Origin of the sequence: Nevskia sp. (assembly GCF_051860985.1) — a bacterium.
In the GTDB taxonomy this organism is placed as follows: Bacteria; Pseudomonadota; Gammaproteobacteria; order Nevskiales; family Nevskiaceae; genus Nevskia.
In genome coordinates, this window is record NZ_JBIMKV010000005.1 from 207764 (window position 1) to 225724 (window position 17961).

At 67.6% G+C, this 17961-nt stretch carries 21 protein-coding genes and 1 other RNA gene; 11 read left to right on the top strand and 11 right to left on the bottom strand.

What is annotated here, in order from left to right; translation table 11 throughout:
• Positions 1-9 precede the first annotated feature (9 nt).
• Positions 10-345 (bottom strand): thioredoxin TrxA, encoded by a 336-nt coding sequence (gene trxA, locus ACTIGJ_RS07265; protein WP_439639624.1) that lies wholly within the window; start codon positions 343-345, stop codon positions 10-12.
• A gap of 254 nt (positions 346-599) precedes the next feature.
• Between trxA and ACTIGJ_RS07270 the strand changes: the two genes are divergently transcribed.
• Positions 600-1925 (top strand): DEAD/DEAH box helicase, encoded by a 1326-nt coding sequence (locus tag ACTIGJ_RS07270; protein ID WP_439639625.1) that lies wholly within the window; start codon positions 600-602, stop codon positions 1923-1925.
• 10 nt (positions 1926-1935) lie between these two features.
• On the opposite strand, the gene yrfG is transcribed toward ACTIGJ_RS07270, so the two are convergent.
• Complete coding sequence (gene yrfG / locus ACTIGJ_RS07275) at positions 1936-2616, bottom strand: GMP/IMP nucleotidase (protein WP_439639626.1); 681 nt, start codon at positions 2614-2616, stop codon at positions 1936-1938.
• 37 nt (positions 2617-2653) lie between these two features.
• Between yrfG and cysQ the strand changes: the two genes are divergently transcribed.
• Together cysQ and ACTIGJ_RS07285 are read left to right on the top strand one after the other, a co-directional pair.
• The gene (gene cysQ / locus ACTIGJ_RS07280) at positions 2654-3460 is read left to right on the top strand and encodes a 3'(2'),5'-bisphosphate nucleotidase CysQ (RefSeq protein ID WP_439639627.1); all 807 of its coding nucleotides are present in this window, start codon (positions 2654-2656) and stop codon (positions 3458-3460) included.
• On the top strand, positions 3460-4089 hold the full coding sequence (locus ACTIGJ_RS07285) for a M15 family metallopeptidase (protein ID WP_439639628.1): 630 nt from the start codon (positions 3460-3462) through the stop codon (positions 4087-4089). Before cysQ ends, ACTIGJ_RS07285 begins: the two co-directional genes overlap by 1 nt.
• Here the strand turns inward: ACTIGJ_RS07285 and mtnC are convergent.
• The 7 genes from mtnC to radC form a co-directional block, all read right to left on the bottom strand.
• Complete coding sequence (gene mtnC / locus ACTIGJ_RS07290; protein WP_439639629.1) at positions 4053-4736, bottom strand: acireductone synthase; 684 nt, start codon at positions 4734-4736, stop codon at positions 4053-4055. The genes ACTIGJ_RS07285 and mtnC overlap by 37 nt on opposite strands.
• Before the next feature lie 165 nt (positions 4737-4901).
• A complete protein-coding gene (locus ACTIGJ_RS07295) occupies positions 4902-5462 on the bottom strand; it encodes a 1,2-dihydroxy-3-keto-5-methylthiopentene dioxygenase (RefSeq protein ID WP_439639630.1) in 561 nt (186 codons plus the stop codon).
• Positions 5459-6121 (bottom strand): methylthioribulose 1-phosphate dehydratase, encoded by a 663-nt coding sequence (locus ACTIGJ_RS07300; protein ID WP_439639631.1) that lies wholly within the window; start codon positions 6119-6121, stop codon positions 5459-5461. The genes ACTIGJ_RS07295 and ACTIGJ_RS07300 overlap by 4 nt, the downstream gene beginning before the upstream one ends.
• Before the next feature lie 56 nt (positions 6122-6177).
• Positions 6178-7644 carry a magnesium transporter gene (gene mgtE / locus ACTIGJ_RS07305; protein ID WP_439639632.1) on the bottom strand — a complete coding sequence of 489 codons (1467 nt, stop codon included), beginning with the start codon at positions 7642-7644 and terminating at the stop codon, positions 6178-6180.
• A gap of 173 nt (positions 7645-7817) precedes the next feature.
• Positions 7818-7991, bottom strand: a complete 174-nt coding sequence (rpmG, locus tag ACTIGJ_RS07310) for a 50S ribosomal protein L33 (protein ID WP_439639633.1) — start codon at positions 7989-7991, stop codon at positions 7818-7820.
• 3 nt (positions 7992-7994) lie between these two features.
• Positions 7995-8231, bottom strand: coding sequence for a 50S ribosomal protein L28 (gene rpmB / locus ACTIGJ_RS07315; protein ID WP_293001153.1), 237 nt, complete (start codon positions 8229-8231; stop codon positions 7995-7997).
• A gap of 109 nt (positions 8232-8340) precedes the next feature.
• Entirely contained in the window at positions 8341-9015 is a 675-nt protein-coding gene (radC, locus tag ACTIGJ_RS07320; protein ID WP_439639634.1) for a RadC family protein, read from the bottom strand.
• A 109-nt stretch (positions 9016-9124) separates the two neighbouring features.
• On the opposite strand from radC, the gene coaBC reads away from it, so the two are divergent.
• The 3 genes from coaBC to argB are packed head-to-tail and all read left to right on the top strand — an operon-like array spanning position 9125 to position 11747.
• Positions 9125-10396, top strand: coding sequence for a bifunctional phosphopantothenoylcysteine decarboxylase/phosphopantothenate--cysteine ligase CoaBC (gene coaBC, locus ACTIGJ_RS07325; protein WP_439639635.1), 1272 nt, complete (start codon positions 9125-9127; stop codon positions 10394-10396).
• Positions 10393-10860, top strand: coding sequence for a dUTP diphosphatase (gene dut / locus ACTIGJ_RS07330; protein ID WP_439639636.1), 468 nt, complete (start codon positions 10393-10395; stop codon positions 10858-10860). The genes coaBC and dut overlap by 4 nt, the downstream gene beginning before the upstream one ends.
• Positions 10861-10883: 23 nt before the next feature.
• A complete protein-coding gene (gene argB, locus ACTIGJ_RS07335) occupies positions 10884-11747 on the top strand; it encodes an acetylglutamate kinase (RefSeq protein WP_439639637.1) in 864 nt (287 codons plus the stop codon).
• Positions 11748-11760: 13 nt separating this feature from the next.
• Here argB and ACTIGJ_RS07340 read toward each other — a convergent pair whose 3' ends face one another.
• Positions 11761-12525: an ABC transporter substrate-binding protein gene (locus ACTIGJ_RS07340; RefSeq protein WP_439639638.1), complete on the bottom strand. Its 765-nt coding sequence runs from the start codon at positions 12523-12525 to the stop codon at positions 11761-11763.
• A complete protein-coding gene (locus ACTIGJ_RS07345) occupies positions 12525-13460 on the bottom strand; it encodes an MBL fold metallo-hydrolase (RefSeq protein WP_439639639.1) in 936 nt (311 codons plus the stop codon). The genes ACTIGJ_RS07340 and ACTIGJ_RS07345 overlap by 1 nt, the downstream gene beginning before the upstream one ends.
• 75 nt (positions 13461-13535) lie before the next feature.
• On the opposite strand from ACTIGJ_RS07345, the gene rnpB reads away from it, so the two are divergent.
• From rnpB to ACTIGJ_RS07370, 5 genes are all read left to right on the top strand, one after another.
• Positions 13536-13945: RNase P RNA component class A (gene rnpB / locus ACTIGJ_RS07350), an RNA gene on the top strand.
• A gap of 400 nt (positions 13946-14345) precedes the next feature.
• Complete coding sequence (mraZ, locus tag ACTIGJ_RS07355; protein ID WP_439639640.1) at positions 14346-14777, top strand: division/cell wall cluster transcriptional repressor MraZ; 432 nt, start codon at positions 14346-14348, stop codon at positions 14775-14777.
• Positions 14778-14834: 57 nt separating this feature from the next.
• The gene (rsmH, locus tag ACTIGJ_RS07360) at positions 14835-15758 is read left to right on the top strand and encodes a 16S rRNA (cytosine(1402)-N(4))-methyltransferase RsmH (RefSeq protein WP_439639641.1); all 924 of its coding nucleotides are present in this window, start codon (positions 14835-14837) and stop codon (positions 15756-15758) included.
• Positions 15758-16117, top strand: a complete 360-nt coding sequence (ftsL, locus tag ACTIGJ_RS07365; protein WP_439639642.1) for a cell division protein FtsL — start codon at positions 15758-15760, stop codon at positions 16115-16117. Before rsmH ends, ftsL begins: the two co-directional genes overlap by 1 nt.
• Positions 16114-17940 carry a peptidoglycan D,D-transpeptidase FtsI family protein gene (locus tag ACTIGJ_RS07370; protein ID WP_439639643.1) on the top strand — a complete coding sequence of 609 codons (1827 nt, stop codon included), beginning with the start codon at positions 16114-16116 and terminating at the stop codon, positions 17938-17940. The genes ftsL and ACTIGJ_RS07370 overlap by 4 nt, the downstream gene beginning before the upstream one ends.
• Positions 17941-17961: the final 21 nt, after the last annotated feature.

Genomic DNA, 17961 nt, shown 5'->3' on the forward strand with positions numbered 1-17961 from the left:
GAAAGATTTTCAGGCGGTGGCGAGATGCGGCTGCACGAACGCCGTCAGCGCGGCCTTGTGCACGGCGCCGACCTGGGTGGCGGCCGGCTTGCCGTTCTTGAACAGGATCAGCGTCGGGATGCCGCGGATCGCGAACTTCGGCGGCGTGCCCGGGTTCTCGTCGACATTGAGCTTGACGATCTTCAGCTTGCCCTGCGTTTCCGTGGCGAGCTGCTCGAGCACCGGCGCAATCATCTTGCACGGCCCGCACCATTCGGCCCAGAAATCGACCAGCACCGGGAGATCGCTCTGCAGCACGTCGGCATCGAAGCTTGCGTCGCTGACGGCCGAAATGTTTTCGCTCATGTACAAACTCCGATGATGTCCACGGCAGGCCGGTGGACGTTGGGAAATGACGGAATCCGGGGATGCCGATGCGGGGTACAGCCACCCGCACGTCATGGGTATCAGGCGGTACGCATTCAATGCGCCTGCCCGAACGATCTGCTTTAATAGCCGGAAGATTTTCGCGATTTCGACTGTGATGGCGCGACGCTTTGGTGCGCTTCAGTCGTTGTGATTAGCGGTATTTCAATCCAAGTTCCGACCAAATGCAAGCCTTGTCCGAAGCCGAGAGCCGCGATTCCGCACGCCAGAAGCACCTGAGCAGCACTGCGTTCGACAGCCTGCCGCTGCACGAGACACTGAAGTCGAGCCTGGCCGCGATGGGCTACACGCACTGCACGCCGATCCAGGCGGAAACCTTGCCGCTGGCGCTGGCCGGCAAGGATCTGGCCGGACAGGCGCAGACCGGCACCGGCAAGACTGCCGCCTTCCTGCTGGCGACGATGCATCACCTGCTGACCCAGCCCCGCGTCGGCGAACCGGGACAGCCGCGCGCCTACATCCTGGCGCCGACCCGCGAACTGGCGTTGCAGATCTACAACGACGCCGTGCAGCTCGGTGCCCACACCGGCCTGAAGATGACGGCGGTCTACGGCGGCACCGGCTACGACGCGCAGAAGACCGCGATCACCGAGGGCGTCGATATCCTGATCGGCACGCCGGGACGGATGATCGACTTCTTCAAGCAGGGCATCTACAAGCTCAACGGCATCGAGGTGCTGGTGCTCGACGAAGCCGATCGCATGTTCGACCTCGGCTTCATTGCCGACATCCGCTTCCTGATGCGGCGCATGCCGCGCCCGGGCTCCCGGATCAACTACCTGTTCTCGGCCACGTTGTCACACCGCGTGCTGGAACTGGCCTACGAGCACATGAACAGCCCGACGCGCATCGAGATCCAGCCCGAGCAGGTGACTGCCGAGCGGGTCCGGCAGTCGCTGATCCATGTTGCCAACGAAGACAAGCTGCCGATGTTGGTCGGCCTGATGCGCCATCACGCGCCGATCCGCACGCTGGTGTTCGTCAACACCAAGCGCGGTGCCGAAGATGTCGAAGCCGCGCTGAAGGCCAACGGCTTCAACGCCGGCGTGCTGTCCGGCGACGTGCCGCAGAACAAGCGCGAGCGGCTTCTGGCGGAGTTCAAGCTCGGCGAACTGCCGGTGCTGGTGGCTACCGATGTCGCGGCGCGCGGCCTGCACATTCCCGAGGTCTCGCACGTCATCAACTTCGACCTGCCGCAGGACAGCGAGGACTACGTGCATCGCATCGGCCGCACCGCGCGCGCCGGCGCTTCGGGCGACGCGATTTCGCTGTGCTGCGAGACCTGGGTGTATTCGCTGCCGGACATCGAAAAGGCGATCGGCATGCGCATCCCGCAGTCGCTGAACCCGGATGACCTGATGCCGCAGGACTACATCAAGCCGAAGCACGTGCACCGCGATCGCAGCGGTGCGCCGCCGCGTCGCAATGGCGGCGGCGGGCGTCCGGGTGGGGGGCGCCCTGGCGGCGGTCGTCCGCGGTCGACCCGCCCGACGCGCTGAACTCCCGGCGCTAGATCGGCAGAAGCTGCGGCAGCCGATCGACGGCCGTGAAGCCGTCGATCACGCGCGGCGCAGCGGTCGAATCCGGGTGGCGGATCGCCACCACCTCGCGGATGCCATGGGCCTTCGCGGTCTTGAGCACCGACAGGCTGTCATCGGCGAACAGCGCCCGCGTCGGATCGAAAGGATGCTGTGCGCGCAGCGCTGGCCAGAAGCGCGGATCTTCCTTCGGCATGCCGAAGTCGTGCGATGAGATCACCCGGTCGAAGTGCCGACCGATGCCGGTGCGCTCCAGCTTCACCCGCCAGCTGCCGGGATGGGCATTGGTCACCAGCCACAGCGGTCGTCCGCTGGTGCGGACCGCGGTCAGGAAATCCTCGCTGCCGGGCAACACGGCGATGCGGTGCTGAAGCTCGATCTTCATCGCCGCGATGTCGAGTCCGGTGAACCGGCTCCAGTAATCGAGGCAATACCAGTCGAGTGTTCCCTGCGTGGCCTGGAACTCGCTTGACAGCGCCGCCCAGGCCTCGTCGTAGGCCAGCTGCCGGCGTTCGGCGAAGCGCTGCGGCAGCAGCGTCAGCCAGAAGTGGTTGTCGAACGCCAGATCAAGGACCGTTCCGTCCATGTCGAGCAGCACGTGGTCGATCTGCGACCAGTCGATGAGCGCGGAATCCGCTGGGCCTGAAGTCATGGCCGCTATCATAGCGGCGCCCACCACCTGCTCCGACATGACCGATCACGCGCTTGCCGATCTGCTGGAACCCGTTCTCGCCATCGCCGTCGCGGCCGGCCGGGAGATCCTCGACGTCTATCACTCCGACTTCGCGGTCAGCACCAAGGACGATGCCTCGCCGCTGACCCAGGCCGATCTGCGTGCGCACCGCACGATCATCGCCGGGCTTGCTGCCTTGACGCCGGACATTCCCTGCCTCAGCGAGGAAGATGCGGACATCTCGTTCGAGGTGCGCAGCAACTGGACGCGCTACTGGCTGATCGACCCGCTCGACGGCACCAAGGAGTTCATCAAGCGCAACGGCGATTTCACCGTCAACATCGCGTTGATCGATCATCACGAAGCGGTGCTCGGCGTGGTCCATGTGCCGGTCACCGATACCTGCTACTTCGCGGCACGCGGTGTCGGTGCCTTCGTGATCCGCGACGGCCAGCGCCATGCCGTCCGCACTCGCGCGACCCCGGCGCGGCCGTCGCTGGTGGTCACCAAGTCGCATCGCGACGCTGCGCTCGACGCCTTCCTGGCCAAGGCACCGGAGCACGATCAGGTCAGCCGCGGCTCGTCGCTGAAGTTCTGCATGGTCGCGGAAGGGCTGGCGGACTTCTATCCGCGCACCGGTCCGACCAGCGAATGGGACACCGCCGCCGCGCAGTGCCTGGCCGAAGTTGCCGGTGCTACCGTGCTGCGCCTGCCGGACTGGCAGCCGCTGCGCTACAACACCAAGGACTCGCTGCTGAACCCCGGCTTCGTGGTGATCGGCGATCCAGCCTATGGCTGGCGCGAACGGCTGCAGGCCGGCTGATGGCGGCGCGGCTGCCGGCACCGTACCGAGCCCGGGTGCTCGGCTTCTGGCAGGAACTCGGCATTTCGCCGAGGCTGGTCAAGGCGCGCCGGCTGCCGGTCCATGTCGAGGCCCAGCGCCTGCAGCCGATCGGGCTCGGTACCGATGGCCGCGACAAGCTGCTGGTGCCGGGTGCGGCGGCCGCCTGGTCGGCGATGCGGATGGCGGCCGGCGATGACGGCGTCGGCCTGCTGATGGTGTCGGCGTTCCGCAGCATCGACTACCAGGCCAGCCTGATCCGCGCCAAGCTGGCCAAGGGCCGCACCATCGACGAGATCCTGACCGTCAACGCGCCGCCCGGCTGCAGCGAGCATCACACCGGTCGCGCGGTGGATATCGGCGAGGCCGGCTGCCCGCCACTGGAGGAAGCCTTCGATCAGACCGAGGCGTTCCGGTGGCTGACCGCCAATGCCGCCCGCTACGGCTTCACGATGACCTATCCGAAGGGCAACGCCGAGGGCTATCTGTACGAGCCCTGGCACTGGTGCTGGAAAAAAATGGGCGACGGCGAGCAGGGCGGGGCGCTGGCCACCGAAGCGGCGGTGCCGATCGATCAGTCGACGACCACTTCCGAGAAATCCCTGGCCTGACGGTGGGCCGGAAACGGCCGGGCCTTGGCGTCGCGAATCAGCTGGAAGGTCTGCAGGCCGGCTTCGCGGGCGGCATCGAGTTCTTCGCCGATGTCGGACAAGAACAGCACGGCGTCGCCTGGCAGGCCGATCCGTTCGAGGATCGTCCGGTAGGACTGAGCCTCGCGCTTCATGCCGATCCGGGTATCGAAATAGCCGGAAAACAGCGGCCGGAGATCGCCGGCGTCCGAATGGCCGAAGATCAGCTTCTGCGCCGCTTCCGAGCCGGACGAGTACACGTACAGCGCCTTGCCTGCGGCGTGCCACTGGCGCAGGAACACCGGTGTGTCGGCATAGACGTGGCCGGTCAGTTCGCCCGCCGCGTAGCCTTCGGCCCAGATCAGCCCCTGCAGGTCCTTCAGCGGCGTGGCCTTGCGATCCTCGGCGATCCAGCGCTCCAGGACGTCGGCGGCCTCGTCGATGCTGGCGAAGCGGCGGCCCTCGAGTTCCGCCGTGGCGTCGATCTGCGCGGCGACATGACGCTCGCCCGAGTGGGTGTGCAGATAGCGGCGCAAGTGCTGCTTTGCGTACGGGAACAGCGTCTGGTGGACGAAGTCGATCGAGGATGTGGTTCCTTCGATATCGGTGACGATGGCGCGAATGGGCATGTCGGTGTCGTTCTGAAACAGGCGGTACTGGGATGGGGTGGAACCCGGCCCGGCCATGCGGCCGGGCGTTCGATCCGACTGCGTGCAGTGGCAGTGATCGCAGTCGAATCTCACCCTGAAAACACGAAGGCCGCCAGAAGGCGGCCTCCGCTGCAGCGCTGAAGCTCAGGCCGCCTGCTGGTAATGCGGCGCTTCCAGCCGCGGGAAGCGGTCGGCGATGGCGTCGCCGGTGAAGTTGGCCACCCAGCCGTCCGGCGTGATGAACAGCCGGATTGCCTTGAAGTTCGGGTTCGGGCCCATGTCGAACCAGTGGCGGACGTTGGCCGGCACCGAGATCAGGTCGCCCTTGGAGCACAGCACGCCGTGCACGCGGTCGTGGTCGCGGATGTAGAACAGCGCTTCGCCGTCGACGAAGAAGCGCACTTCGAATTCGTCATGCCGATGTTCGCTGAGGAACTTCGTGCGCAGCACGTCCTTCTGCGGGTGCGCCGGGTGCAGGCTGATCACGTCGACCGACTTGAAGCCGTACTGGTTCATCAGCCGGTTCACCGAGCCGCGATAGGCCTCGATGATCTCGTCCTGCGTGGCTTGGGCATCAAGCGGCTTGCTGGCTTCCCAGCGCTCGAACTGCACGCCGATCTTCTCCAGCTGATCGCGGATGTCCTCGAACTTCGTGTACGTGGCCAGCGGCCGCGCGTTCTCCTCGTAAATCCGGAGTTCACTCATGGATTTCTCCTGTTGTTCCACAACTCGCACTCAAACATGAATTCCAGGGCTTCCAGGCGGTAACGTGCTTCGCGCACCGTCCTGCCCCAGGTGTAGAGACCGTGCCCGGCTATCAGATAAGCCGGCACGGCCGTTGGTTCCCGCATCCGCGCATCCACCTGTCGGGCCAGACGGGCGATGTCCTGATCGTTGCCGAACACCGGGATTTCGACCGTCACCGACGGCTCGGTGATCCCCGGCAGAATCTTCAGCAGCTCGTAGCCGGACAGGCGGATCGCCGCATGCTGCCGCGACAGCACCGTGTTCGCCACCGAATGGACGTGCAGCACGGCGCCGATGTCCGGCGCAAACCGGTACAGCTGAGTATGCAGCCCGGTTTCATACGATGACTTGCGACCCGGTTCCAGCGCCCGACCGTCGACATCGACGACCATGAAATCAGCCCGTGTCAGCTCGCCCTTGTGCACGCCGCTGGCGGTGATCAGCAGGTGCCGATCATCGAGCCGGGCGGAGAAATTGCCGCCGGTCGCCGGCACCCAGCCGCGTGCGTGGAACAGCTGGCACGACGCGATCAGGTCGTCGGCGAGCGCGTCGGCAGTGGCGAATTGGGGTTCCATCCAGGCTCCATGCGCGTCGCGGGCGCGACCGCCGGGTTTCAAGGCCGCGCACAGTAGGCCAAGGGCCGTGACAACGCAATGACGCGTTGGCGATGACCTCAGACCAGAACCAGCGCCGCCAGCCCGAGGAAGATCAGAAAGCCCATGCTGTCGGTCAGCGCGGTCAGGATCACGCTGGAGCCGAGCACCGGATCGCGGCCGAAGCGTTCCAGCGACACCGGGATGATCGCGCCGGCCGCTGCCGCGACGATCAGTTCCAGCAAGGTGGCGGTGGCGATCACCAGGCCCAGTTTCAGGTCGTGGTAGATCGCGAACGTCACCGCGCCGAGCGCCGATCCCCAGATCGCGCCGTTCATCGCGGCGATCAGCAGTTCCTTCAGCAGCATCTTGCGCAGCAGCGCGCCGCTCAGCTGGTTCAGGCTCAGCGCGCGAATCACCAGCGCCATCGTCTGGTTGCCGGTGTTGCCGCCGATCGAGGCGACGATCGGCATCAGGGTCGCCAGCGCCACCAGCTTCTCGATGGTCGGCTCGTAGAAGCCGATCACCCGCGAGGCAGCGAAGGCAGTGAACAGGTTCAGCGCCAGCCACGGCCAGCGGTTGCGGCCGGATTTCCAGACCGGCGCGAACAGGTCCTCGTCCTCGCGCAGACCGACCTGGCGCAGGTTGTCGCGTTCCTGCTGCGCCTTGATGGCGTCGACGATCTCGTCGACCGCGATGCGGCCCACGACTTCGCGGTGCAGGTTCACCACCGGCGCGGAAATCAGGTCGTAGCGTTCGAAGCTGTCGATCGCGTCGGTGACCGCATCGTCGGTGTAGAAGAAATGCGGGTTCGGCGTCATCACTTCGCCGACCGTGCGCTCCGGCTCGCTGAGCAGCAGCTGCTCGAGGGTCAGCACGCCTCGGAGCACCTTGGCGCGGTCGACGACGATCAGCTGGTTGGTATCGGCTGGCAGGCGCTTGCGCCGGCGCAGCAGGCGCAGCACCGCTTCCAGCGGCGCGTCGTCGCGGACCGTGGTGAAGTCGAGATCCATCAGTGCGCCGACCGTGCCTTCCGGGAAGCTCAGCACGGCGCGGACTTCCGCCTGATCGGTGGTATCGAGCCGCGCCAGCACTTCCGCTGCGGTATCCGGCGGCAGCGAGGCGATCAGCTCGGCAATGTCGTCGGAATCCAGATGGTGGAAGGCGGCGACGATGTCGGCCGGCGGCATGCCTTCGACCAGGCTGCGGCGGACCGCATCGGTGGTTTCCAGCAGCACTGTGCCGCGCCGCTCGGCACGGACCAGCGCCCAGGCCATTTCGCGCGCTTCCGGCGGCAGGCTTTCGAGCACGAAAGCGATGTCGGCCGGGTGGAAGCGCAGCAGCCGCTGTTCGAGCGCCGCCTGCTGTTGGCGGGCGACGAGCTGGCTGACCACGTCGACCGGTGCGCCGTGGCCGGCTTCCGAGCGGGACACCAGTTCCCGCTCGACGGCCTGGCGCGTCAGCATCTCGATCACCTGGGCGCGGGCATGCTCCAGGTTCCGGTGATGCGGATTGTCGCGACCGAGGATGTCGTTCTGGGCGTCCATGTGCACCGCATCATACGGGGCAAGTTTCGCGATTCCGAGACAAACCGCATGCCGGAGATCGGGTGAGCTGCAGAAACGAGAAAGCCCGCTTTCGCGGGCCTTCTGTTGAGCCTTAAGCTTTCGCTTTGGGGCTCTGGACCCCGGCGTTTGCCGGGATAACGCACTTTCGCGCGTTACTTGATCTTCGCTTCCTTGAACGGCACGTGCTTGCGCACGATCGGGTCGTACTTGGAGAACTCGAACTTGTCCGGCGTGTTCTTCTTGTTCTTGGTCGTCGTGTAGAAGAAACCCGTCCCGGCGGTCGAGATGAGCTTGATCTTTTCGCGGTCTTTCTTGCCCTTGGCCATGTCTTACACCTTCTCGCCGCGCGAACGAAGGTCGGCGATGATCGCTTCGACGCCCTTCTTGTCAATGATGCGCATGCCGTTGGCGGACACGCGGAGGCTCACGAACCGCTTCTCGGCTTCAAACCAGAAACGATGGGTGTGCAGGTTGGGCAGGAAGCGGCGGCGACGCTTGTTGTTGGCGTGGCTGACCGTGTTTCCCACGATCGGCTTCTTGCCGGTGACTTGGCAGACTCTGGACATGCGAACCTCGAAACTGGGGGGTGCCGCGAAAAAGGACGCGAAATGTACCAGCATGATCCGGCACCGGCAAGGCCCGACGGCCGGAAATTGCCGGGCACCGGAGGCGGCGTCACAGCCAGCCGCGCTCGGCGAACGAGACCGGCCGGCCTTCGCCGATGACGAAGTGGTCGAGCACCCGGATGTCGACCAGCGCCAGTGCGGCGCACAGCCGCTCGGTCAGCCGACGATCGGCCGTGCTCGGCTCGGCGACGCCGGACGGGTGGTTGTGCGCAAAGATCACGGCCGCCGCCTGCTGATGCAGCGCGCGTTTGACCACTTCCCGGGTGTAGACGCTGGCGGCGTTGATCGTGCCGCTGGACAGTACTTCGAAGCCGAGCACCTGGTGGGCGCTGTCGAGGAACAGCGCGCAGAACGCCTCGTGATCGAGATCGCGCAGCTTCAGCTGCAGGAACGCGCGGGTGGCAGCCGGATCGGCCAGCGCGCTGCGCTCGCGCAGCCGCTCGGCCAAGTGGCGGCGGGCGATTTCCATCACCGCCTGCAGCTGCGCGTACTTGGCATCGCCCAGACCGTGGGCGGCGCAGAAGGCATCGCGCGGCGCCTTCAGCAGCGCGCGCAGACCGCCGAAGCGACTCAGCAGGTCACGCGCCAGATCCACTGCACTGCGGCCGGCCACGCCGGTGCGCAGGAAGATCGCCAGCAGCTCGGCATCGGATAGCGCCTCGGCACCCCGGCTCAGCAGCTTCTCGCGCGGACGCTCATCTTCGGGCCAGTCGGTGATCGGCATTGCGGGCTCCATCCGTGAGCAACAGCGATGACCGGACGAGGCTAACCCGGCCAGCCGCTACAATTCCGCGCCCCAGATCACGCCACGTCCCGGCCGGTAGCTCCGAACCATGCCCACGAACCCGAATGCCGGGCCGCGCATCCTGCTGGCGCTGACCGGCGGCATCGCCGCCTACAAGTCCGCCGAGCTGGCGCGGCGCTTCATCAAGGCCGGCTGCGAGGTGCAGGTGGTGATGACCGCGTCGGCGCAACGGTTCATCGGCGCCCAGACCTTCCAGGCGCTGACCGGCAAGCCGGTGCGCAGCTCGCTGTGGGACGAAGCGGCCGAAGCGGCGATGGGCCACATCGAGCTGGCGCGCTGGCCGGATGCCATCGTCATCGCGCCGGCCACCGCCAACACGCTGGCGAAGATCACGCATGGCCTTGCCGACGACCTGCTGACGACCCTGGTGCTGGCCACCGACAAGCCGATCTTCGTCGCCCCGGCGATGAACCGGCTGATGTGGGCCCATGCGGCGACCCAGGCCAACATGGCGACCTTGCGCGCGCGCGGCGTCCGGGTGATCGGACCGGGCAGCGGCGAGCAGGCCTGTGGCGAAGTCGGCGAGGGCCGGGTGGCCGAGCCGGAGGACGTCGCCAAGGCGGTGCTGGGCGCGCTCGCACGCGGCGCGGCCAGTCCGGTCATCGACGGGCCGCTCAGCGGCCGCCGCGCGGTGGTGACGGCCGGCCCGACCCGCGAGCCGATCGATCCGGTCCGCTTCATCACCAATCGCTCGTCCGGCAAGCAGGGCTATGCCGTGGCCGCCGCGCTGCAGGCGCTCGGCGCCCAGGTGACGTTGGTCAGCGGCCCGGTGAACCTGCCGACGCCGGCCGGCGTCACCCGTGTCGACTGCGAAACCGCGCTGGACATGCTCGATGCCACGCAGGCGGCCTGCGCGACCGCCGATCTCCTGGTCGGCACTGCGGCGGTGGCCGACTACCGCTGCGTCGAGATCGCCAGCCAGAAGATCAAGAAGCAGCGCGACACGCTGGCGCTGCAGCTCATCAAGAACGCCGACATCCTGACCGAGGTCCGGGCTGCGCAGCCGCAGCTGTTCATCGTCGGTTTCGCAGCGGAAACCGAACGGCTGGCCGAGCACGCGCGCGGCAAGCTGGTCCGCAAAAAGCTCGATCTGATCGCGGCCAACTGGGTCGGCGACGGCCGTGCCTTCGACCGCGACGACAACCAGCTCACCGTCTACTGGGCCGATGGCGAACAGGCGATCGGTCCGGCCGACAAGACCGACATCGCCCGCCAGCTGGCGGCCCTGATCGCCGAACGCCTGCTGGCCGCGCCGCGCGCGCCGGCGGCGCGCCGGCCTGCCAGAAAGCGCACCCCATGACTGCCATCCAGCTGAAGATCCTCGACCCGCGCCTCGGCCGGGACCTGCCGCTGCCGGCCTATGCGACGCCGGGCTCGGCCGGGCTCGATCTGCGGGCACTGCTCGATGCACCGCTGACGCTGGCGTCGGGCGCCACCACGCTGCTGCGCACCGGGCTTGCGATGCACATCGCCGATCCGGGGCTGGCGGCGGTGATCCTTCCGCGCTCCGGCCTTGGCCACAAGCACGGCATCGTGCTTGGCAACCTGGTTGGCCTGATCGATTCCGACTACCAGGGCGAGCTGATGGTCAGCTGCTGGAACCGCGGCGCCAGCGCCTTCGTCATCGAACCCGGCGAACGCATCGCCCAGCTGGTGATCGTGCCGGTGGTCCGCGCCGAGTTCGAACTGGTCTCCGATTTTTCCGGGGAGTTCGGCAGCAGCGAACGCGGCACCGGCGGCTTCGGGCATACCGGCCGCCTCTGAATCTCACCTTTCCCACGATAGCCATGACGGTCGACAAGCCCAACGCCGCAACCATTGCCCAGGTCCTGACCGAGGCGCTGCCGTACATCCGCCGTTTCGCCGGCAAGACCTTCGTCGTCAAGTACGGCGGCAACGCGATGGGCGACGACGACATGATCGACTCCTTCGCCCGCGACATCGTGCTGATGAAAGCGGTCGGCATGAACCCGGTGGTGGTTCACGGCGGCGGTCCGCAGATCGGCAAGCACCTGGAAAAGCTCGGCAAGAAGAGCGAGTTCATCGACGGCATGCGGGTCACCGATGCCGAGACCATGGACGTCGTCGAGATGATGCTCGGCGGTCTGGTCAACAAGGCCGTGGTCAACGCGATCAACCAGCAGGGCGGCCGCGCGGTCGGCCTGACCGGCAAGGACGGCGGCCTGATCCGCGCGAAGAAGATGACCGTGCCCGGCGGCGACATCGGCCAGGTCGGCGAGGTCGAGGCCATCGATCCGCGCGTCGTCGATCACCTGGAAGCCGGTGGCTTCATTCCGGTGATCGCGCCGGTCGGCGTCGGCGCTGCGGGCGAGGCCTACAACATCAATGCCGATCTGGTCGCCGGCAAGCTGGCCTCGGTGCTGAAGGCAGAAAAGCTGATGCTGCTGACCAATGTCAGCGGGCTCATGGACAAGCAGGGCAAGGTGCTGACCGGCCTGACCGTGGCGCAGGTCAATGCGCTGATCGCCGACGGCACCATCTACGGCGGCATGCTGCCGAAGATCGCCTGCGCGCTCGATGCGGTGCAGAGCGGCGTGAAGTCCTCGGTGATCATCGACGGCCGGCTCGACCACGCGGTGCTGCTGGAGCTGTTCACCAACGAAGGCATCGGCACGCTGATCAAGGCCTGATCGGGCCGCCCGCTTAGGCGCGCGCCGCGTCGATCGCCGCGCGCAGCTGCCGGTAGCCCTCGACCACTCGTGGCCCTGGCCGGCCGAGGAATTCCTCGCTGATCGCGACGATGCGGCCGTCGCGCACCGCCGGTACCTCGGCCCAGCCGGGCCGGCGGCTGACCACGTCGGCGCGGTAGTTCGCGACCTTCACGCCGCACCAGCTCATCGCGATCACGTCCGGCGGGCTGGCCATGATGTGTTCGTCGGTCAGCGGCGCGCTCTTGCCGTCGATGCCGGCCCACGGATTGCAGCCGCCGGCCCGTTCGATGAGATCGGTCGCCCAGGCCTGGCGGGTCGGCGTGATCACCGGCTTCGGCCACCATTCGATCAGCACCTTCGGCCGCGTCGTCGCCTCGACCCGCGGCATCGCCGCCTGCATCTCGGCGACCAGCTGCTCGCCGCGCGGGGCGATGCCGAGCGCGGCGGCGATGCGGCGGATGTCGGAAAAGATGTCGTCGAGGCCCAGCGGATCGCAGACCAAGGTGGCGATACCGGCGGCCTTGATCGCGTCGACGATGCGCTCGTGGCCGGGCACGGTCAGCGAGGTCAGCACCAGATCCGGCCGCAGCCCGATGACCTCGTCGACCCGCAGGTCGAGATCGCGCCCGTAGGCCGGCACGCGGGCGGCAACGTCGGGCGGGAAATCGGAATCGTCATCGCGGCCGATCAGCAGGTCGGCGGCACCGAGTGCGGCGACGATCTCGGTGTTCGAGCAGGTATGGGAGAAGACGCGCATCAGCGCGCCGCCGCTGTGACGTATTCGGGGAAGTAGCCGAGCGTGTCGTGCACGCTGCTGTCGTGTGCCGGGATGATCTGCAGGCCCGGGTTGGCGTCGCGCAGGCCGCGCAGCGCCAGCACCGCCTGCCAGGTCGCGTCGCGGTCGGCGTCGACGATCAGGCTGGAGATGCTGAATTTGGGCGCCGGCTGGTCGATGCCGCGATGGTTCCAGACGGTGTCGCCGACGAAGAAGTAGCGGCGGCCGTCGGCCAGGCTCAGCAGCAGGCCGGTCGAGCCGGCGGTGTGGCCGGGCAACGGCAGCAGCACGACGCTGCCATCGCCGAACAGATCGAGGCTGGCCGGGAAGCCGGCGACCGCCGGGCCGTCGAAGCGGAACGGATGCCAGCGCAGCGTCGGGCTGCTGAACTGTGACGGCAGGAACGCCGGCGGCCGGCCGTGCAGCGCGGTGTCGCGTTCCGCGTCCGGCACCCAGACCTCGGCCTGCGGGAAGTCGCCGAGCGCGCTGGCGTGATCCCAGTGGGCGTGCGACAGGAAGATGCGGTCCGGTGCGGCGACGCCGGCTTCGCGCAGTTGCTGCACGGCCGGCCGGACCTGCCGGTAGGCGAAGATCGGCTTGGCCCAGAACGCCATCTCGGTGTCGAACTGGGTGTCGATGGCGGTGCCGAGTCCGCTGTCGAACAGGAAGCGCCCGGCCGGATGCTCGACCAGCACCGCCACGTGTCCGATCGCGGTCGGGCGGAACAGGCTGCCACCGGCCACCACCATCGCTTCCAGCGTGGTTGCCGCGCCGGTCTTCAGTAGCGCAAAGCGCAATGCGGCCGGTGCCTGCGCCGCCGGCAGCGCCTGGCCGGGCGGAATCACCGCCTCCGGCAGCGGCCAGAGGCGCCAGACGCCGAGCGCGGCGACAACCAGCAGCATGATCATTTTGCGCATGACGCGACGGTGTCCAAGAGGGTGGCCGGGATGATAGCGGGGGCCGCTGCGACCGAAGGCGTACAATCCGCGCCGGGAGTCGGCCAGACAACCGCTGCCACCTCACGGTGGGGGAGGAAAGTCCGGGCTCCGCAGGACGATGTGCCAGCTAACGGCTGGGCGGCGAAAGCCGACGGAAAGTGCAACAGAAAGATACCGCCGATGGTCCCGGTGCAGATCGGGAATCAGGCAAGGGTGAAATGGTGCGGCAAGAGCGCACCGCGAGTTCAGCAATGAACCGGCACGGCAAACCCCACATGGAGCAAGGCCAAATAGGGAGGGACGCGGCAGCCGCAAGGTCGCCGCAACACGTGGTCCGCGTGCTCTCCGGGTAGGCTGCTGAAGGCGGCGAGTGATCGTCGCCGTAGAGGAATGGTTGTCTCGGCGTCATCGCGCGCAAGCGGGATGGCGGTAGACAGAACCCGGCTTATCGGCCGGCTCCCGCTTCATTTTCGATCGATGCGCCCCGGCCCCGCCGGCGTCGGGGCGCTTGAGGTCGCGGCTGGCCGTGTGGCGGCCCTCCCGGCCGGCATCCCTGCATTTCCGTGCGGCCCGCGGCCGTCGCTGGCCCGGCTGCGACGCTGTTCACACTCGTCTACCGATCGTCTGCCCGCTTCAGCCGTCCAGACCTCGGAAAATGTTGCACCGCACTTTAGGTAGTTCGCCTAAATGCTTGTTTTTGATGACTTAGATCGAACCTCCGAGAATTCTCCTAAGCCCTTGTCAGGACAGGCTTTTTGGCCTTGATCGTGCTTGCGGGGTGGTGTCACGTGGCATATAGTGGGGTGAGTGGGGGAAAAGTGGCTGTACTTGCCTTCGCTGCACGCCATTGTGGGGCTTGATGCCATGTTTGCTGGTTCCAACCGACTGACGATCGACGACAAGGGCCGCCTCGCGGTCCCTGCACGTCTTCGTGCCCAGTTGGCGGACGAGTACGGCAAGCAGCTCACCGTGACGCTCGGGCCGGAATGCATCGAGGTCTACCCGGCGCCGGTGTTCCGCAAGATGGCCGAGCAGATCCCGAAGATCGCCGACCGCGCCAAGCGGATGCTGGTCCAGCGCCTGTTCCTTGGAAACGCGGTGGAGTCGGAGATCGACGGCCAGGGCCGCATCGTGGTGCCGGCGCTGCTGCGCGACATGAAGGCCCTTGGCAGCGATGTCGTGCTAGTCGGTGCCTTCGACCATTTCGAGCTGTGGTCCTACGCCCAGTGGCAGGACAACAACGCCCAGGGCCAGCAGAGCTACGCCGACGCCTTCGCGGCGCTGGCCGTGCCATGAGGCCTCCCCGTGCCGCACGCCGCCGCGAGCCCAAGCCCGAACGAGGGCGCTGACCGGATGTTTTCCCATCGGCCAGTTCTGCTCGACGAAGCCCTGGCCGGACTCGCCGTCCGCCCGGATGGGCTTTATGTGGACGGCACCTTCGGTCGCGGCGGCCATTCCGGCGCGATTCTCGAACGCCTGAACGCCGACGGCGCACTGCATGCATTCGACCGCGATCCAGACGCCGGCCGGCATGCCTGGAAGACCTTTGCCGGCCGGCCGAACTTCCATTTCCATGCGGCCAACTTCGCCGATCTGGCCCGGGTCGCCGGCGCTGCCGGCATCGCCGGCCGGATCGATGGCATCCTGCTCGACCTCGGCGTGTCGAGCCCGCAGTTCGACGATGCCGCGCGCGGCTTCAGCTTCCAGCACGACGGCCCGCTCGACATGCGCATGGACCCGTCGTCCGGCGAATCGGCGGCCGACTGGCTGGCGCACGCCGACGAGGCGGAGATCGCCGACGTGCTGTATACGCTCGGCGAGGAACGCAACAGCCGGCGGATCGCGAAGAAGATCGTCGAATCGCGGCTGCTGGCGCCGCTTGCGACCACGGCGCAGCTGGCCGCGCTGATCGCCAGCGTGCCCGGCCCGCGCTCGTTCAAGATCCACCCGGCGACGCGGGCCTTCCAGGCCCTGCGCATCCACGTCAACGGCGAGTTGAGCGCGCTGGAAACCGTGCTGGCCGCAGCACCCGCGCTGCTGGCGCCGGGCGGCCGGCTGGCGGTGATCAGCTTCCATTCGCTGGAAGACCGCATCGTCAAGCGCTTCATCCGCGACGCCGAGGGCACCGAGCGCGACGTGCTGACCGGCCAGCGCCTGAACCGTGATGGCGCGCCACTGCTGAAGCGCGTCGACCGCTGCTTCCCGAGCGCGGCGGAAACCGACGCCAACCCGCGCGCCCGATCGGCCGTGCTGCGCATCGCCGAGCGCATCGCCTGATGGCCGCCCGCCCAACTACCTCGCGCCGCGACAGCCGCAGCAGCGGCGGCCTGCTGCTGCCGATCACGCTGGCGATCTTCGTGGTGATCTCGGCACTCGCCGTCGTGCAGGTCAAGAACGAGCACCGCCGGCTGACCGTCAAGGCCGAAGCGCTGAGAGTCGACAACGAGCGCCTTGATCTGGAATGGGCGCAGCTGCAGCTCGAGGAAGCCACCCTGGCGCAGGCGGCGCGCGTCGAGCCGATCGCCCGCGCCCAGTTCGGGCTGGTCGAGCCTTCGGCCTGGCAGACCATCCAGGCGGTGCAGGGCGCGGCTGGCGTCGCGCCGCCAAGCGCTGCGCCAGCGGAGCCGAAGCGGTGAAGGGGCCGGTCAACGCCGCCCAGCGCTCGCTGCCCGATGCGCCGGAAGGCTGGCGCCGCAAGTTCGCGCTCGGCGTGCTCGGCGTGCTGGCAATCGGCATTCTCGGCCGCGCGTTCCAGCTGCAGGTAGTCAGCAACGATCGCTACAGCGCCCGTGGCGACAACCAGTACGTGCGCATGCAGCAGCTGCGCGCCCATCGCGGCGCGGTGCGCGACCGCAACGGCGAGCCGCTGGCGCTGTCGGCACCGGTGGTGTCGATCACCGCCGATCCCGACAAGCTGCTGGCCGCGCCGCAGTACCACGCCGCGCTGGCGGCGCTGCTGCAGCAGACGCCGCGCCAGCTCGGCCGTTACCTCGAAGCGCGCAAGCGCGACTACGACCTGCTGAAGGCCGGCCCGAGGCCGCCGAAAGGGCCGCAGAAGGTGTACCTGAAGCGCTCGATGACGCCCGACGAAGGCCAGCGGATCGCCGAGCTGAAAGCACCGGGCGTGGAGACCGAGCCCGACTACCGCCGCTTCTATCCGGCCGGCGAAGTCGCCGCGCATGTCGTCGGCTTCCTCGATTTCGAAGGCAATCCGGCGTCCGGCGTCGAGCGCACGCGCGACGAACTGCTGGCTGGCACGCCGGGCAAGCGCCGGGTGATCCGCGACAATAAGAAGCGCATCGTCGAGGATCCGACCGAGCTGACGCCGGCCCAGCCCGGCGCCGACGTGCAGGTGACGCTCGACCTGAGGCTGCAATACCTCGCCTATCGCGAGCTGAAAGCAGCAGTCACTGAGAACAAGGCCAAGGGTGGCCTGATCGTGCTGGCCGATGCCCACAGCGGCGACATCCTGGCGCTGGCCAGCCAGCCCGGCTTCAACCCCAACCGTTCCGACGTCCGCGATCCGGAAGCGCTGCGCAACCGCGCGGTGGCGCTGACTTTCGAACCTGGTTCCACGGTCAAGCCGCTGATGGTGGCGCAGGCGCTGGATACCGGCGTGATCGGCCCGGACTACCGCGTCGATACCGGCAACGGCTTTCTGAAGATCAGCAATGTCTCGGTGCGCGATGTCCATGCTGCCGGCGAAGTGGATCTGGCGACCCTGCTGGCCAAGTCGTCGAACGTCGGCGCCGTCTACATCGGCCAGAAGCTCGGCACCGAACAGCTCTGGAACGGCTACACCCGCTTCGGCTTCGGCGACCGGGTGGCTGCGGGCCTGCCGTTCGAGGAACGGACGGTGCTGCGGGATTTCCATCGCTGGCGGCCGTCCGACACGGTCACCGCCAGCTACGGCTATTCGTTCACCGCCAACGCGCTGCAGCTGGTGCGGGCTTACTGCGCGATCGCCAACGACGGCCTGATGCCGGCCATCAGCATCTTGAAGCGCGATCACGAAGAGCCGCCGCAGCGGGTGGTGTCGGCGCGCACGGCGCAGCTGGTGCGGACCATGCTGGAAGGCGTCACCGTCAAGGGCGGCACCGGCACCAAGGCCGCCGTGCCCGGCTACCGCGTGGCCGGCAAGACCGGCACGGTGAAGAAGAACGGCAAGGGCGGCTATATCAAGGGCGCTTACCAGTCGGCCTTCATCGGCATGCTGCCGGCGCAGAATCCGAGCCTGGTCGCGCTGGTGATGATCGACGAGCCCGGCAACGGCGACTACTACGGCGGTGCGGTGTCGGCGCCGGTGTTCGGCCGGGTGATGGCCGGCGCGGCGCGGCTGCTGCAGATCAAGCCGGACGAGCTGTCGCCGCCGCTGGAAGCGCCGACGCCAGCCCCGGCTCCGGCGGTGCCGACCCAGCAGGTCGATGCCGGCCCGGCGCTGGCGAGGGCGCAGCCGTGAACGCCGCACTGGCCACCCGCA